The following is a 17,450-nucleotide window of genomic DNA, read 5'->3' as shown; positions in this document are numbered from 1 at the left end:
AGTAGCGCTTATAAGCAAAATAGCATTATCGCTATCTACTATCGACCCACTATCGACATCGGGTCAATATAGCCATGTAGCACTATATACATGCATCGACACAGCTTTTATGCCGATGCAATAGTATAGCGAAGCACACTGGCTTAGACGTTGGCTTTTAGATCCAAGCGTGCTTGGTGCAATAGTGGCTCAGTGTAGCCGCTTGGCTGCTCGCGTCCTTTAAAGACGAGGTCACAGGCGGCTTTAAAGGCATAAGACTGCTCAAAGTTGTTTGCCATAGGCTGATAGCTACTGTCGCCGGCGTTTTGTTCATCGACGATCTTCGCCATACGCTTCATGGTATCCATGACTTGCTGCTCGCTGACCACACCGTGATGCAACCAGTTGGCGATATGCTGGCTTGAGATACGCAAAGTCGCACGGTCTTCCATCAGGCCCACATCGTTGATGTCAGGCACTTTTGAGCAACCGACGCCTTGGTTTACCCAGCGTACCACGTACCCTAAGATACCCTGCGCGTTGTTGTCCAGCTCTTGCTGCTTCTCTTCCTCTGTCCAGTTGGTGTCTTTGGCCAATGGAATGGTCAAGATATCGTCTAGGCTAGCACGCTCGCGTGATTTTAGGCTGTCTTGTACCTCGGCGACCTTGACTTGATGATAATGCATGCTATGCAAGGTGGCGCCTGTCGGTGATGGTACCCAAGCGGTACTGGCACCAGATTTTGGATGCGCCGCCTTGGTCTCTAGCATCTCTTTCATCTCATCAGGCTTGGCCCACATCCCTTTACCAATCTGCGCCACACCCTGCAGGCCTGTTTCTAGACCGATATCGACGTTCCACTGCTCATAGGCGGGCTGCCATGCCTGCGACTTCATCTCGCCTTTGGGTACAAAGGCACCTGCATTCATACTGGTATGCATCTCGTCGCCTGTACGATCCAAAAAGCCGGTATTAATAAAGATAACGCGCTCTTTGGCTTGGCGGATGGCTTCTTTTAGGTTTACCGTCATGCGGCGCTCTTCATCCATGATACCTATCTTGAGCGTATGGCGCTCTAGACCGAGCAAATCCTCTACCGCATTAAACAAATCATTGGCCATTTTGACTTCATCAGGGCCATGCATTTTTGGCTTGACGATATACATCGAGCCTTTACGTGAGTTTGATAGCGCGTTTTTGCCTTTTAGATCGTTTAGCGTCAATAGCGGCGTGATCAATCCATCCATTAAGCCTTCAAAGATTTGCTCTTGACCATTGCCCAAATCGACCAAAATCGCTGGGTTTTGCATCAAGTGACCAACGTTACGAATCAAAAGCAATGAGCGACCGGGTAAGATCAGTGTGCCGCCCTCTGGTGTGGTGTACTCACGATCTGGGTTTTGCTTACGGGTGCGGGTTTTACCACCTTTTTCAAACGTCTCTTGCAAATCGCCATTCATCAAACCCAGCCAGTTGCGATACACTTCGACTTTTTCTTCGGCATCGACCGCAGCGATTGAGTCTTCGCAGTCTTGAATCGCGGTAATGGCGGACTCTAATAGTACGTCTTTGATGTTTGCTGGGTCATCTTTACCCACTGGATGGCTGGCATCGATTTGAATCTCTGCGTGTAGGCCATTGTTTTTGAGCAAAATACCAGAGGGGCTATCTGCCTCGCCGACATAACCGACGAATTTTTCGGCGTCTTTTAGCTCAGTGCTGCTGTCGCCTAGCTTGACTTCCAGCTTTCCATCGACGATTTTAAAGCCTGTGACATCGGTATAAGAGCCTGAGGCTAGCGCAAAATGCTCGTCCAAAAAGGCTTTGGCATAAGCGACAACAGCCGCGCCGCGCGTGGGATTATAGCTGCTGCCCGCTTCTTGACCATTTTCATCGCTGATGACATCGGTGCCATATAAGGCATCATACAAGCTGCCCCAACGGGCGTTGGTGGCATTTAGCGCATAGCGCGCGTTGCGTACGGGGACGACTAGCTGTGGACCTGCAATATGAGCAATCTCATCATCGACGTTTTGGGTGCTTACTGTAAAGTCATCGCCTTCTGGTAACAAATAGCCAATTTCTTGCAAAAAAGCCTTGTACGCTGGGAAATCAATCTCACCTTCTTTGGCAGGATTGTCTAGATGCCATTGATCGATTTGCGCTTGAATGCTGTCACGAGTCGCAAGCAGCGCTTTGTTGCGCGGCGTAAACGCTTTGATGACTTCTTCAAAACCTGACCAATAACTGTCTGAGTCCACACCGACTTTTGGCAGCACTTCGTTTTCGATAAAGTCATACAACTGCTGGTCGATGGCAAGAATACCTTTTTGAATCCGATTGGCGTTAGAAGATTGGCTCATGCTGTTATCCTTATCTATCTGTGATGGGTGTACCTACGAAGTTGCTACCACTATAGCGGTAGTAGATGACGTGCATTTCTCTAAAATGGCGCGTCCTTGATATGAGCGGGTGATCTGCGTGATGGCTGTGCCTTTTCGTCGATAGTGATATCTGCTTTATATCGCGCTGGCAGTTGTTATAATGTTTGCCATCTCGAGCGGGCGCTCATCGCTCCTTGATCGCTCCTTTATTGAGTCATAAAACAAAATGCCGCCTAAACAAAATATCATCCTACTATCAAATAAAGAAATAAACAAGAAAACACCATTCACCAAGTAAATACTGGGGTTGTATAATAATGATACCCTACAGCCTATCGGCGCTTAGGCTGTTTATCCTCAAATCGTGGTAATCGTTTTTTTGAGCTTTTATATAGTCAATTTATTATAAAAACGATAGTTAATATTTAATAAGCTCAGGCGGTAAACCTAAACCTTTAAAACAACCTTTTATGTTATTCAATATTTTTTGACCATGACACAGACTATGAGTAAACCAACCATGCCAACCAATTCCCATGCTATAAACAACGACACTACAGTAGAAAGCAGTACAGAAGAAGACAGTGTAGATATCTCGCAGCTGCGCACACCGAACAAAGTAGATTTATCTGCGGTTTATGGTTTTTTGGGCGCACGTACCACGCCAGACTGGGTAGCCGCCGCTATCGCTGATCTACCTTTGATCATTCAAGATCATGCCAACTGCGAAAAGAAAGCCGCTGGCACCGCGATGAACCTATTGTTTCGCTATGAGTTTTCTTATGATTTGCAGCGTAAATTGGCGCAGCTGATACGTGAGGAGATGCTGCACTATGAGCAAGTGCTGGGTATCATGAATGAGCGCGGTCAAGAATGGCGGTACTTAAGTGCGGGGCGCTATGCCAAAGGCATGCTCAAACACAAGCGCACTTATGAGCCTGCGGCAATGATCGACGTGCTGATCATCGGCGCGTTTATCGAAGCGCGCTCTTGTGAGCGCTTTGCGGCATTGGCTGAGAGGATTGATGATGAGCGATTGGCAAAATACTATCGCTATTTGCTCAAATCAGAGAGTCGTCATTTTGAGGATTATTTGGCATTGGCACAGTCACTATCGACAGAGGCTATCGATGAGCGAGTGGCATTTTTTAGAGAAGTAGAAGCAGCGCTTATCACCAGTCCTGATACTGAGCTACGGTTTCATAGTGGCCCGCCCGCTTAACTATTTATCGTCTTCCATCAGCGGGCTATCATACTGTTTATGGTCTTTGGCGACGTGGTGCGGGTCGTGATCATCTGTGACACGCTCTGCAGCCGCAGGATTGGCTTTTTGCAGCGCATCATCAGGCACGATACCGTCATTGTCATCAGCATCTTTTAGTTCATGCTGCTGGTGTTTTGGTGACTGCGCTGTCTCTGCTGGTTTTAATGAGTGATCATTGGGGTTATTCATAGCATTTCCTTATGATAGAAAGATGAAAGTAAATCAAGTGAATGAAGGATTTGCCCTAGATCATAAAAAAACTATCTGTCTTTTTTATGATCTTTCTCATCAGGGTTTAACACCCGTGTCTGGGCATTATCGACAGTGGCATAGCGATTTTTATTGTTAATCTTATGGCTATCAGGGGCTTCGCTACTGACGGTCCTTTCATTAACGTTATCATCAAACGCAGTGCCTTCTTGATCGCGTCGATCTGGCTGGCGCGCAGGGTTATCATCGCCATTGACATGCTCTGTCTCTACGATGCCTTCTTCAAAAGTATCTGTCCCTTTATTCTCTGTCGTGTTTTCTTTAATTTCATGATCTTCGATATCATGTTTTTTGCCATTATTGCTCATATCGTGGCGACCAAGCGTATCTTTATGATTATCTATGGGCGTTTTGGTTAATGCTGGATCTTTGGTTTGCATCATCTTATCCTTGTCTTTTTTATCGTTATTGTTTTTCATTAATACTTGATGTTCGTAGTACTTCTTTAGCATGGCCAAAAAGTGGTATGCTCAACACTCGACCTTATGTTTCATAATAGCTTATATGGGCCTAACCTATATGGACAACGAACTATCCATTGCCTTTTTGGCTCAAATCATGAGCATTGAGATCGGCCACGTTTTTGCCGCCATCAGGTAGGTTTTCTTCTTTGCGCGGGTCGACATAGACCTCGTCTGTCTCCTGTGAGGCTTGTTCCGGCCCATCTATATTTGGCTGGTATTTTCGGCCTTCGTAACTGCCTTTTGGGTTGTCTGGCTGCTTGATGGCAGGGTCGTGGATCGGTACTGCTTCTTCATTATTTGGGCGTGTATTGTCTGACATGCTATATCCCTCACGTATGTATTGGCGTGGACGTGTCCTCAATTCAATCGATAGTCATCTAAATGGGCTAAAAATGGCTAAATCTGGCCAAACGGTGTCAAATAGCTAATTAATATCTCGATATTACCTGCGCTATCTTCCTTGTTTGACGGCGACTTATCTCATTTTTATCACCATTTTTAAAATGAGGACACGCCCTATTAAGTGGAGTAACTATTTATCCTGTTATTTGTTATCCTCTTATTTATCGGTACGCAAATCCTCTTCGATGAAGGCGGTTTGCTCTTCTTCGCTTAGCTGTTCAGGCGCATCGACTTTCTTGTCTTCCTTGAGGTTTTGCTGAATCTTTTGACTGTCTGCCTGTTCGGCTGCTTTTTTGATGTCTGATTTTGTATCAGAATTATCAGACGTCGTATCGTGATTACTCATAGAGGCTTCCCTTTTTTCCTATGCTTTTATCATTGGCTTTTACGTTCTATGCTTTATGATTGAGTGTATTTTTATTATAGAAACAAGGCTCGACCAGACACCAGTGTGCTGCGGTATCAATGTGTGAATAAATGTGAGGTTACAAGACAGTTTGTAACTTCCTACCAGCAGCATGCAAATAACGGTACCTACTGGCATCCATAAAAAAACCAAACGCCAGTCATCGCCAGCGTTTGGTTTGAGTCAGTATTAGAGGGCTGTTAAGACGACGCCTCTACCCCATTGATGAGCGTTAATAAATGCTCTTGGGCGGCATGTGGCGGTGTGCCAGCAGCGGGCTGTAATTGCTGCCAGACGCCGTCGCCGTTGAGTGTCCACGCTTGGGTATTGTCTTGTAAGTAGTTGATCAAGCCATCTTGATATATCTGCTGAAACAGTTTTTTATCTTCAATCGGAAACGCCACTTCGACGCGGTGAAACAAATTACGGTCCATCCAGTCGGCACTACCACAATACAGACGCTCGTCACCGTTATTATAAAAATAGTAAATGCGTGTGTGCTCTAAAAACCGGCCAATCACCGAGCGTACCGTGATGTTTTCCGACAAACCTTTGACCTGTGGACGCAGACAGCACATTGAGCGCAAAATCAGCTCGATTTTTACCCCTGCTTGAGAGGCGTCATAGAGCTTGCCGATCAGGCGACGCTCCGTCAAAGCATTGACCTTGACCATGATATGAGCGCGTTTGCCTGCCTTTGCGTGAGCGATCTCATCATCGATAAAACTCATCAACTTATCATGCAAGGTAAAGGGCGCATGCAGTAGTTTTTTGAGATTGGCAGGCTTGCCCATGCCCGTTAGCTCCTGAAATATCTTGTGCACGTCTTCTGAGATATCAGGATCGGCGGTAAACAAGCCGTAGTCGGTATAGACCTTAGCATTGGCGGCATGGTAGTTGCCTGTCCCTAGGTGTACATAGCGGCGAATGCGATCATCCTCGCGGCGTATGATTAGCATCAGTTTGGCATGGGTCTTGTAGCCGACGATGCCATACACCACCACCGCCCCTGCTTCTTGCAGATAATTGGCGACTGCGATGTTTGAGGCTTCATCAAAACGGGCGCGCAGCTCGATGACGGCAGTGACTTCTTTGCCATTTCGAGCAGCAGCGGCCAGCGCTTTGACGATTTCTGAATTGGTGCCTGAGCGGTACAGCGTTTGCTTGATTGCCAAAACTTTTGGGTCGTTGGCGGCTTGCCATAATAAGTTGACGACAGGTGAGAAGGCATGAAAAGGGTGATGCACCAGTACATCGCTTTTGCGCATGGCAGCAAACATGCTACTGGTTTTGTCCAGCTTTTTTTCTTCGCGGCGAAACGCTTTGGGTATCGCTTGCGTAAAGGGCTGATAGCGCAGCGCTGGTATATTAAAGTCGAACAATAAACGCGTGAGGTTGACCGGCCCGTTGACACGGTACAGCTGATTGTCGTGCAGCTCAAACTCATTGAGCAGATAGTCGCTGATGGGTGTCGGGCAGTCGGTGGTGACCTCTAGGCGCACCTTATCACCGAAGCGGCGGTTTTCAAGCTCACCCTCTAACGCTTTGGCGATATCCTCGACATCGTCCGCTAGGTCTAAGTCCGCATTACGCGTCAGTCGAAACTGATGACAGCCGGTGACATTCATTCCCGGAAACAGCTCGCCAATATGCTCATGAATAATGGCCGATAGCATGACGTGATGCTCTTTGCCACCAGTCAGCTCATCAGGTAAGCGTATGACGCGTGGGAGACTGCGCGGCGCGGGAACGATGGCGAGATTGATATCACGACCAAAGGCATCTTTGCCCTCTAGGGTAGCGATAAAGTTGAGGCTTTTATTGACCAAACGCGGAAACGGGTGGGCAGGATCAATACTAATCGGCGTCAGCACAGGCGAGACTTGTTCGGTAAAATAGCGCTTCATCCATGCCGACTGCTCGCTATTTAGCTCATCGCGCTTGAGATAACGGATGTCTTCTTTGGCCAGCGCAGGCAAGATGTCTTCATTGAGAATGCGATACTGCTCAGCGATGGCTTCATGCGCTACAGCAGAGATATCATTGAGCACCTCACTGGGCCGCATACCGTGCGCGCTGGTCGACACATCACCGATATTGAGCTTTTGCATGATACCGGCCACGCGAATCTCAAAAAACTCATCGATATTTGATGAAAAAATAATCAAAAAAAACAAACGCTCAAGCAGCGGATGGCGCGGACTGGCAGCCTGCGCCAGTACCCGCAGATGAAACTGCAACAAAGACAGGTCGCGATTGATATAACTGCTGGGCGAATAACTGCCATCCTCAAATCGCTGCCATGCGATGTGGGCGAGATCATCCTCTTTTTTCCCATGCGCCCCATCGTTTATGCTCATCACGGCGGCGCTATTGTCAGTCTGATGCTGCTTATCATTGCTTTTGGTATCTGCCACGTCCCTACTCCTTTTGCCTTCTCGATACGTCATGATGCTGATTGTGGTAAGACTGCATTTTTCATGCGTTTTTTGATGATACGCTGTTTGTTACGTAGCCGTCTATCGCCTTGGTTGTTTTCATAGTATTTTGGATTGGTCAGCATACTGATGAGCAGCGCGGACTCGTCACGGTTGAGATTGGCCGCAGTTTTATTAAAATAGTGGTGCGCAGCCGCCTCGATACCGTAGATACCATCGCCAAACTCAGCCACGTTAAGATAAGCAGTCAAGATACGCTGTTTGTCCCACAACGTCTCTATCATCACGGTGATAATCGCCTCTTCGCCTTTACGAATATAGGAGCGGTGCGCGGTCAAAAACAGGTTTTTGGCCAACTGCTGCGTGATGGTCGAGCCGCCAGCCGACATCTTGCCTGTTTCTTCGTTTTTTTTGCGTGCAGCCTCGATACCCTTTAAATCAAAGCCGTTATGCTGGCTAAAGGTTGCGTCTTCACTGACGATCGCTGCTTGCTTGGCAGATTTGGCAATGGCGTCGTACTCTGCCCAGTTTTGCGTTACGGTGCCGCCTGTCAGGCGATGCGTGAGCATAAACATGCTGTTGTTAATGGGCTGGGTTTTCCAAATCAATAATAGCCCTGCGACCAAAACATGAAAAACCACGACCAACAACATGAACGCCAAAAATACTCGTTTGATAAATGTGCCAAAACTTGCCATGCGCGATATCCAAGTGATTGAAAAGATAAAAGGTAGCCGCTTATCCAAAAACAGCCCAAGCAGTTAACTCAAATAGCAGGTCATCTTACCTAATCTCATAATCGCTGTCATTATTTACCCCACTTCTTTATCATGTCAGTAGCGCAATGCAATATAAGCTTTTTACAATAAGCTTTTTTACGACCCATCCAAGTAAACGAAGCGGTTGCCACCCACATAAAAACAAGCGCCAGACATAGGACGCTAGACATAGACGATAGAGCACGAGTATAAACATGGATTATGATAATAGTATAGCAGAGCAGGATATAGCAGAGCTGCGGGCACGCATAGTAGCCGCCAACCCTAGTCTTGGCACTAGTGAAAATATCGATAACTGGTGGCTGCTTGGTACCACAGGCTGCCATCTGTGTGATGTCGCTGAACAAGTCATCGCGCAGTTTCAAACCGTACAGCGGCTGACCTATCAGTATGTCGATATTGCCGACTTCGATGAGCCGCTAATGATGACATTTGCCACTACCATTCCTGTGATAATCACACCGACAGCACGCTTAAATTATCCGTTTTCGGTGCTGGATTTGCAGCAGTTATTTATGTCTGCGCCATCATAGGACAGCTTGCCATAATAATAACAAGACATCTATGAGCGCCTCACACCCAACATTAAAAAATTGCCTGAGTTAAAAGAGATGACTGAATTAAAAAAGATGACTGAGATTGAAGATTTGCGCCGCGTCGCTGAGCGCAAAGTACCGCGCATGTTTTATGACTATGTCGACTCAGGCTCATGGACCCAGACCACCTATCGCCAGAATGAAACCGACTTTGACCGCATCAAGCTGCGTCAGCGTGTCTTGGTCGATATGGACAATCGCAGTCTGGCGACACAGATGATCGGCGAACCGGTCAAAATGCCAGTCGCCATCGCGCCGACAGGCTTTACTGGCATGATGTGGGCTGATGGTGAGATTCATGCGGCGCGCGCCGCGGAAAAGTTTGGCGTGCCGTTTTCGCTGTCGACCATGAGTATTTGCTCTATCGAGGATGTGGCGACAAACACCGCCGCGCCGTTTTGGTTTCAGCTATACGTCATGCGCGATCAGGACTTTATGGCCAATCTGATTCGCCGTGCCAAAGCCGCCAATTGCTCTGCGCTTATCTTAACCGCCGACTTGCAAGTACTCGGTCAGCGCCATAAAGACATCAAAAACGGACTTTCTGCCCCGCCTAAACCGACACTGACCAATATCCTAAACCTGATGACCAAGCCGCAGTGGTGCATGAACATGCTCGGCACTCGCCGCCGGACATTTGGCAACATCGTCGGCCACGCCAAAAACGTCGAGGACATCTCCTCGCTCTCAGCGTGGACGGCAGAGCAGTTTGATCCAAGCCTGAGCTGGGATGATGTCGCGCGTATCAAAGACATGTGGGGCGGTAAGCTGATTATAAAGGGCATCATGGAGCCTGAAGATGCGATACTCGCCGCCCGTAGCGGTGCCGATGCGCTGGTCGTCTCTAACCATGGCGGTCGTCAGTTGGACGGGGCGCTGTCCTCTATCTCTGCCCTCTCTGACATCGTACAGGCAGTCCATGCCGAAAACAGCGACATCGAGGTGTGGCTCGATAGCGGTATTCGCTCAGGTCAAGACGTCCTAAAAGCCATCGCCTTGGGCGCAAAAGGCACGATGATTGGCCGCGCTTTTCTGTATGGGCTGGGCGCTTATGGCGAAGATGGTGTGCGCCGCGCGCTTGAGCTTATCTATAATGAGTGCGATATTAGTATGGCATTTTGTGGGCATACCGATATCAACACAGTCACAAAAGACATCTTGGTAAAAGGCACGTACGAAAACCTCAAAGTGAGCTGATCCATAATGGCTGATTGGTTTTTGATACAAGCGCCGTTTGACACACGGGCACGCTGGCAAACGACTTGCTCTGCGCATCGTCTTTGTGCTTTATTTATCATTATCTTTACTGCTTATTTATTCTATTTATAACTTATCAATAAAACTGGCGCTTATGACCATACAACAACTGTTAAAGACAGCACCTGTGACCACCTTACTGTTAATCAGCTTTATTGGGCTGTTTCTCCTGCAGGTGCTGACAGGCGTCGATGCCAATAACCCCTCGACTGAGGATTTGCTCAAATGGGGCGCCAATGCGCTGCCCTTTACCATGACTGACGACCCATGGCGGCTGCTCAGTAGTGCGTTTTTGCATATTGGTTTGATGCATCTATTGTTTAATGGGTTTGCCATGTATTTTTTCGGTCAAGTGGCCGAACCGATGTTTGGCTCCGCGAAGTTTTTGGCGTTGTTTTTATTGGCGGCCATCGGTGGCAACTTACTCAATAACCATGTCACTTGGCAAGGGATTTTAGATGGCACGGGGCAGCCTGGCATATCGGCAGGTGCCTCAGGTGGCATCATGGGTATCGGGGCGGCGTTACTCATCGCTGCATTATTCAAAATCTCAGTCAACGGCCTTGTGCTTAATCTCAAAAGTTTGATATTTATTATGGGTATCAATTTGGTCTATGGTTTTGCTGTCCCCGGTATCGACAATGCTGGTCATATCGGCGGCGCGGTGACAGGTTTGGTGATTGCGCTGGCCTTTGCCATTGCCTATCGTCAGCGTGCCAAGGCCACACAAATACGCCCGCCTTTTGATGCAAGCTTGCATATCCATCCCACTTATCAGCAGTATACAGGGTATAATAACTATCATAATAATAGTCATAATAGTCATCACTATGCTGACTCAAATAAGGCAAAAAACCCTGCGATACTATGGCAGCTGCTCCCTTGGCTTGTGATGCTCGTCATGAGTGTTGGCTTTGCCTACTGGTGGCAAGACTTGCATCAGCAGCTACTACAAGTGCTCGCCGCCATTGAATAGCGCTCATTGAGTAGCACGCTGTGGCTATTCGTCACTATGAGTAGTGTTGATAACAGCCTACGTGCCAACAGCTTACGCAATTTATTCACCAGCACTTTTTTACTTATCTTACTTATCTTTATTTGCTCAAATTTTGACGATATCGTTTCACCATTTACTAGTCCAACCACTGATGAGAAAAAAACCATGTCTAATGTATCTGCGCTACCCCATGTCGCTACACGTATGACCTTTAACGCTTTGGCAGCTACTGCCTTACTGGGTGTCGCCAGCATGTCTCATGCCGCGATTTTTAAAAACAACTTACCGACCGATCCAGACGCGGTACTTAGCGTCGGCGTCAACGTCATGGCCGTCAATCCAGCCTATGATATGGAAGACAGCACTGATATACGCGTGCTGCCGGGCGTGTTTTATGACAACAACAGAGTCTATGCGCGCGGCGCTCAAGCTGGTGCTTATCTCATCAATGATGGTACCAATCAGCTCTCGGCATACGCGCAGCTGTCTGGTAGCGAGTTTGACCCTGATGATGCCCGCGGCGCGCTACAAGGACTAGATGAACGTAAGGCCTCGGCAGCGGCAGGTTTGACGTATTTACGTCGTACGCCAGTCGGGGGTTTTCGTGCGCAGATCGCAACAGATGTATTGGATCGTAGCGGCGGCAACACAGCGCGGCTGACTTATCTGGCGCGTATCACTCAAGGTAAGCTCACCGTCTATCCGAGTGCAGGGTTTGAGTATCATGATGCAGATTACAACGAGTATTATTATGGCGTTAGTGAAGAAGAATCTGCCAAGACCGGCATTGCTGCTTATAAATCCAATTCAAGCTTAAACCCTTATATCAATATCAGTGCCAACTATGACTTCAATGAGCGCTGGGCAGGCTTTGCCAACCAAAGCTTAAGCTATCTGCCAAATGAGCAAAAAGACAGCCCAATGGTCAACTCGCGTACCGAGTCCACCACGACACTAGGCTTGCTGTATAAATTTTAATTGAGCTTAGATTTTGAATAAAAAGACCTTGCCACATAACGTGACAAGGTCTTTTTTATCTAAGTCTATCAGCCTGCTGAAAACTAGCCTTTAATCTTTCTGATAGAGTCGACGTTACAGCCTTTATAAAGGATTTCGCTCTTAGCGTTTTGGATATTGGCCGAAGAGTTATGATAGTTGTTTAAACGCAGAGGCCCAGTCATGATACTAAAGTTATCCTCATCGCCAAACACAGTACCGACATTGTCAGAGCGTCCTAAGTTGATTGGTAAAAATCTTGTTTTGCCATTCAAAGTAGCTTCTGCAAAGGTCGGTAGATACTCTTTATTAAAACCATAAGTCACACTGACTTTTTTGTTGTTTTGGCAGCTATAGTTGACTTGTCTGTGTTTGATGGCCGTATCATAGCTCTCACTTGGCTCCATCACATTGTCTGAATAGGCCATTGCTGAGCCAGAGCCCAACATCGCCATCATAATACCAGCAGATGACAAAGCGGCTGTTAATTTTTTCATAATAGTACCTCAATTGAGTGATTAAAATAGTTATAGATAGGGAGACGTTAGCGGCGAACTATTTTTGGTTAGTCTAATCGTTCGCTCTTATTGGCTTTATCGTGATTTAGAAAATGTTTTTAGAAGCTATTATTTACGAATTCACGAGCCCATACCTATGTACTCATTATAATAAAAATTTTTGTTTGGGTTGTTATAACTGTGAGTGCGCTTGTTGACTACGGGTAAGGCTTTGTTGCGCGCGATGTAGATACTGTCACTCATAGACAAAAAAAAAGACCTTACGCATCCGTTTATAGAGGATGGTAAGGTCTTTTGTTACTTAGACTATCAAATTTAAAAATCTGAATAGCGAAAAAGACAAACTACTCAGGTTTTTGGTTTGATACTTTGGATTGATACTAAGAAGGATGTACCATATCCGCAGGGGTTACCCACTCATCGAACTGCGCTTCAGTGAGTAGCTCTAACTCAACCGCCACTTGCTTCAAGGTTTTGTTTTCTTTATAAGCTGTCTTGGCGATTTTTGCCGCGTTTTCATAGCCGACATGACGGTTTAGTGCCGTCACCAGCATCAATGAGTTGTGCAAGAAGTCATCGATTTTTTCTTTGACAGGCTCAATACCAACGGCGCAGTTATCGTTAAAGCTGTTGCACGCATCGCCCAGTAGCTTGATAGATTGCAATAGGTTAAAGGCAATCACAGGCTTATACACATTTAGCTCAAAGTTACCTGACGCGCCCGCCATGCTGATAGTCGTGTCGTTACCCATCACTTGCGCCACAACCATGGTCATCGCTTCTGACTGCGTTGGGTTTACTTTACCTGGCATGATAGATGAGCCTGGCTCGTTTTCTGGAATGGTCAGCTCGCCAAGACCACAACGAGGACCTGAGGCAAGCCAGCGTACGTCGTTAGCGATTTTATTGAGGCTACCTGCTAGGGTCTTTAATGCGCCAGAAGCAAAGACTTCGGCATCACGCGCCGCTAGTGCTTCAAATTTATTTGGTGAAGTGACAAAGGGTAAGCCTGTCAATGTCGCCAATTGCTCAGCTGCTTTTACTGCATAATCAGGGTGGGCGTTTAGACCCGTACCTACTGCAGTGCCGCCTAGTGGCAACTCATATAGACCTTGTAGCGCATTGTCGATGCGAGTCAATGCATGGTCAAGCTGGCTGACATAACCGCTGAACTCTTGGCCTAGGGTCAAAGGCGTGGCGTCTTGTAAGTGCGTACGGCCGATTTTGACGATGCTATCGAACTCGCGGGCTTTGGCATCTAGCGTATCGCGTAGTGCTTTTACCGCTGGGATAAGCAAGCTGTTGATCTGACGAGCAGCGGCCACACGAATCGCGGTTGGGAAGCTGTCGTTGGTAGACTGGGCGTGGTTGACATGATCATTTGGGTGAATCGGCGTGTAGCTGCCGCGCGCGTTCCCTGCGATTTCGTTGGCACGGTTGGCCAGCACTTCGTTCATGTTCATGTTTGACTGCGTACCAGAACCGGTCTGCCATACAACTAATGGAAACTGATCGGTAAGGCCACCATTGATGATTTCATCTGCCGCTTGTACGATAAGGTCGCGCTTATCGCCTTCGATACGCTCTAGGCTGGCGTTGGTGATAGCAGCGGCTTTTTTTACCAGTGCCATCGCTTCAATCATCGGACGCGGCAAGGTCTCGCCACCGATTTTAAAGTTTTCACGGCTACGCTGGGTTTGCGCGCCCCAATAAGCGTCGGCTGGGACTTCCACGTTGCCCATTGTGTCTTTCTCAAGTCGTGTTGCCTGATTCTGTGTCGACATAACTACCCTCTTTGGTTTTATTGAGCCATAAAAAGTGCAACGCACGCTGCACATAAAGGAAAATACGATGTAAAGTGGCGTTATGATAGCATGACTTATCACAAATTTCTCCACGTCCGTGAGGCTAACTGATGTCCAAAAGCACCAGCCAACACCCATCTGCCACGACAGCACCTAAAGCATTACTTCAGTCATCATCTAAGGGCGCTGACGTAAAAATAAAGGATAAAATGACAGCTACTATTGTCAATCCATCCAGACGACAATTTACCCGCCAGCGTCGCCAGTTAAGTGCAGGCGAGCGCAGACAATACGCGCGCATGGCGAGCTTACATTTACCCAAACTTCAGCAGCGCCTACCACCGCGTGCACGTGTTGGCTTGTATTACGATGGCTTTGGTGAGCTGCCCACTCAGCCACTGCTTAACTGGTGTAAGCGCCTAGGTTATTTGCCGTATTTGCCAGTGGTCGGCTCGCTCGGTCGTGATGCTACGGGTAATATTGATAAACACCTGCGTTTTGTGCCGATTTATCATTCTAAATGGGTAAACGTACCGACACGGATTCATAGTCTGGGTATGAAGCAAAATCATCATCGCAGGTTACGCTGGGCACGAGAGTTAGACGTCATTATCTGTCCACTGGTGGCAGTGGATAAACGTGGCAATCGTATGGGTATGGGCGGCGGCTTTTATGATACAACGCTTGGTAAAAGCCATCAGGCAGGGTTGAAAAAGCCGTTAAAAATTGGCTGGTGTTACGATTTTCAAGTGGTCGAGCAGCTAGCGCGTCAGCCTTGGGATGTGCCGTTAGATGGCCTGATAACGCCAAGTGGTATAAGGTGGTTTCAACCCAATCTTATTAATAAGGCTGAGCAAGAAGCCTCTAGCGCTGATACCGTTGATACGTATCTAAAAGCGTTAGGAAGTGATGACAAAAGAGAAATGCTTTACTACAGTCAAGAACAATCCTTTGGCTCTGATGAATTGGCTAGTGTCATTAATGAGGCGCGTTTGAATGAGTTGCTGGCACAAAGTGATGCGTTTTTGAGTAATGTAAATGGTGAAATTGGGGATTTTGATGAGGGTGGTAATACCAGTGAAAAATGATTTATATCGAACAACAAACTACAGGTATGCTTAGCACATTGCTGATAATTATAGCGCTATTCTTAGTGCGCTAAGCAACTGAGAAAAATGTGAACCAAACCCTTATAAAAAGCCAAAAAGGCGGATGATTATCAAATCACTCGCCTTTTTTGATTTGGTAATAGCCGTTTAGAGTATTGTCTAAAGCACCATCGCTGCAATCCAACCAAAGGCCAATAATGGGATATTGTAATGCAAAAAGGTCGGCACCACGCTGTCTTTGATATGGTCGTGTTGGCCATCGATATTCAGGCCAGAGGTCGGCCCGAGTGTCGAATCTGAGGCAGGCGAGCCTGCATCACCAAGCGCGCCAGCCGTACCGATAATCGCCACGGTGGCGAGCGGTGAAAACCCTAGAGAGATACAGAGCGGCACATAGATCGCGGCCAAAATAGGGATGGTCGAAAACGATGAGCCAATCCCCATGGTCACCACTAGCCCAATGAGCAGCATAATAAAGGCGGCAATGGCCTTGTTACCTGCGAACAACGACGCCGCGCCATCGACCAACGGCTGAATCTGCTCCGTCGCTTTCATAACCTCAGCAAAGCCTTGCGCGGTAATCATGATAAAGCCAATCATCGCCATCAGCTTGATACCATCATTAAACACCGTATCGGCATCACGCCATTTGACCACACCGGTCGCCATAAAGACTCCAAAGCCAAACATCGAGCCGAGCAGCAACGAGTCGGTATAAAGCTGCACCACAAAGGCGGTGACAATAGCCGCTAGCGCCACTAGGGTTTTGAGCTTACTTTGTGTCTTAGCGCCAGCAGCGGTTTTGCTCAAGGCATCATTGGCCACCACGGCATCGTGTGCTTCTTTATCTACTGCGACTTGCTGATAGTCACGCGGCTTACGATAACTGATAAATATCGCTGTTAATAAGCCGACCAGCATCCCTGTCGCCGGAATCGCCATCGCTTGTACAACTGAAATATCGGCGACATCGATGCCTGCTTCTCCAACGTTTTTTAGCATGATTTGATTGAGATAAATATCACCAAAACCATAAGGGATAAACATATAAGTGGTGACCAGACCAAAGGTCAACAGGCACGCGATCAGACGACGATCTATCTGCATACGGTTGAACGCCAGCAGCAATGGCGGCACCAGCAGCGGGATAAAAGCGATATGAATGGGGATTAGGTTTTGGCTAAAGCAGCTCATCATTACCAAGCCGGCAAACAGCAGATACTTAATCATCGCGCTGGTGCCACCAGCATCGATACGCTTAATGACCGCTCCTGCGAGTGATTGCGGCAATCCAGAGTGAGCAATCGCCACTGCAAAAGCCCCAAGCAGTGCATAGGACAGCGCGATTTGCGCGCCATTGCGGATACCTTCTTGAAAGGCATTGAGGGTATCGGTCATACCCAGACCTGCGATGAGCCCACCTGCCAGCGCGCCGATTAACAAACTCAGTACCACGTGTACCCGCGCCAAAGATAGCCCTAGCATGATGACTACCGCCAACAGCACTGCATTGATGGTCATATTCTCGCCCCTTACCCTATGTTTTTAGCCTTATGATGGCGCTTTTGCGTTTTACCCGCTCTGCCTTATAGATAGCTTCGACTGCCGATTGCGGCTAAGACGCGCGCTATTTTACCTGATTTTACTCACAAAACCCACGCGCAGAACCCCGCAGACAAATAAAACCAAGCAAATAAAGAGACAATATCCTCGTTTCTGTTGGCAATAGAGCCTTGCAATTTTGTATAGCAGCACCATTTATCTAAACATGAACCACGAACTTGAC

The 17,450-nt window shown here is 47.5% G+C and carries 16 protein-coding genes; 6 read left to right on the top strand and 10 right to left on the bottom strand.

The features are described 5' to 3' along the window. Positions 1-143: 143 nt before the first annotated feature. A complete protein-coding gene (locus J3491_RS03175; protein ID WP_207969185.1) occupies positions 144-2,342 on the bottom strand; it encodes a malate synthase G in 2,199 nt (732 codons plus the stop codon). 541 nt (positions 2,343-2,883) lie between these two features. Between J3491_RS03175 and J3491_RS03170 the strand changes: the two genes are divergently transcribed. Next, the gene (locus J3491_RS03170) at positions 2,884-3,585 is read left to right on the top strand and encodes a MiaE family protein (RefSeq protein ID WP_424108341.1); all 702 of its coding nucleotides are present in this window, start codon (positions 2,884-2,886) and stop codon (positions 3,583-3,585) included. Here the strand turns inward: J3491_RS03170 and J3491_RS03165 are convergent, their stop codons facing one another. The 6 genes from J3491_RS03165 to mtgA form a co-directional block, all read right to left on the bottom strand. Continuing rightward, on the bottom strand, positions 3,586-3,816 hold the full coding sequence (locus J3491_RS03165) for a hypothetical protein (protein WP_207969183.1): 231 nt from the start codon (positions 3,814-3,816) through the stop codon (positions 3,586-3,588). It lies immediately after the preceding gene. Positions 3,817-3,887: 71 nt separating this feature from the next. Beyond that, complete coding sequence (locus J3491_RS03160; RefSeq protein ID WP_243456065.1) at positions 3,888-4,316, bottom strand: hypothetical protein; 429 nt, start codon at positions 4,314-4,316, stop codon at positions 3,888-3,890. A 112-nt stretch (positions 4,317-4,428) separates the two neighbouring features. Next, complete coding sequence (locus J3491_RS03155; RefSeq protein ID WP_075100567.1) at positions 4,429-4,680, bottom strand: hypothetical protein; 252 nt, start codon at positions 4,678-4,680, stop codon at positions 4,429-4,431. Positions 4,681-4,920: 240 nt separating this feature from the next. After that, complete coding sequence (locus J3491_RS03150; RefSeq protein WP_207969182.1) at positions 4,921-5,109, bottom strand: hypothetical protein; 189 nt, start codon at positions 5,107-5,109, stop codon at positions 4,921-4,923. Between the two features lie 260 nt (positions 5,110-5,369). Continuing rightward, positions 5,370-7,529, bottom strand: coding sequence for a polyphosphate kinase 1 (gene ppk1, locus J3491_RS03145; protein WP_243456075.1), 2,160 nt, complete (start codon positions 7,527-7,529; stop codon positions 5,370-5,372). Positions 7,530-7,615: 86 nt separating this feature from the next. Then, positions 7,616-8,305: a monofunctional biosynthetic peptidoglycan transglycosylase gene (gene mtgA, locus J3491_RS03140; RefSeq protein ID WP_207969181.1), complete on the bottom strand. Its 690-nt coding sequence runs from the start codon at positions 8,303-8,305 to the stop codon at positions 7,616-7,618. Positions 8,306-8,580: 275 nt separating this feature from the next. Between mtgA and J3491_RS03135 the strand changes: the two genes are divergently transcribed. From J3491_RS03135 to J3491_RS03120, 4 genes are all read left to right on the top strand, one after another. Continuing rightward, positions 8,581-8,919 carry a glutaredoxin family protein gene (locus J3491_RS03135; protein WP_207969180.1) on the top strand — a complete coding sequence of 113 codons (339 nt, stop codon included), beginning with the start codon at positions 8,581-8,583 and terminating at the stop codon, positions 8,917-8,919. Positions 8,920-8,997: 78 nt separating this feature from the next. Next, a complete protein-coding gene (locus J3491_RS03130) occupies positions 8,998-10,179 on the top strand; it encodes an alpha-hydroxy acid oxidase (RefSeq protein ID WP_207969179.1) in 1,182 nt (393 codons plus the stop codon). Between the two features lie 154 nt (positions 10,180-10,333). Then, positions 10,334-11,215, top strand: coding sequence for a rhomboid family intramembrane serine protease (locus J3491_RS03125; protein ID WP_207969178.1), 882 nt, complete (start codon positions 10,334-10,336; stop codon positions 11,213-11,215). 186 nt (positions 11,216-11,401) lie between these two features. Further along, positions 11,402-12,214 carry a MipA/OmpV family protein gene (locus J3491_RS03120; protein WP_207969177.1) on the top strand — a complete coding sequence of 271 codons (813 nt, stop codon included), beginning with the start codon at positions 11,402-11,404 and terminating at the stop codon, positions 12,212-12,214. A gap of 83 nt (positions 12,215-12,297) precedes the next feature. Here the strand turns inward: J3491_RS03120 and J3491_RS03115 are convergent, their stop codons facing one another. Further along, on the bottom strand, positions 12,298-12,729 hold the full coding sequence (locus J3491_RS03115) for an ACP-like domain-containing protein (protein ID WP_207969176.1): 432 nt from the start codon (positions 12,727-12,729) through the stop codon (positions 12,298-12,300). A gap of 401 nt (positions 12,730-13,130) precedes the next feature. Then, complete coding sequence (fumC, locus tag J3491_RS03110) at positions 13,131-14,534, bottom strand: class II fumarate hydratase (protein WP_207969175.1); 1,404 nt, start codon at positions 14,532-14,534, stop codon at positions 13,131-13,133. Between the two features lie 230 nt (positions 14,535-14,764). On the opposite strand from fumC, the gene J3491_RS03105 reads away from it, so the two are divergent. Further along, positions 14,765-15,643, top strand: coding sequence for a 5-formyltetrahydrofolate cyclo-ligase (locus J3491_RS03105; protein ID WP_243456063.1), 879 nt, complete (start codon positions 14,765-14,767; stop codon positions 15,641-15,643). Positions 15,644-15,823: 180 nt separating this feature from the next. Here the strand turns inward: J3491_RS03105 and J3491_RS03100 are convergent, their stop codons facing one another. Continuing rightward, a complete protein-coding gene (locus tag J3491_RS03100; protein ID WP_100749818.1) occupies positions 15,824-17,185 on the bottom strand; it encodes a Na+/H+ antiporter family protein in 1,362 nt (453 codons plus the stop codon). Between the last annotated feature and the right edge of the window lie 265 nt (positions 17,186-17,450).

This window comes from Psychrobacter halodurans (assembly GCF_017498075.1).
Taxonomy (GTDB): domain Bacteria; phylum Pseudomonadota; class Gammaproteobacteria; order Pseudomonadales; family Moraxellaceae; genus Psychrobacter; species Psychrobacter celer.
The sequence above is the reverse complement of the archived record's forward strand: the minus strand, read 5'-3'. Positions and strand labels throughout refer to the sequence as shown.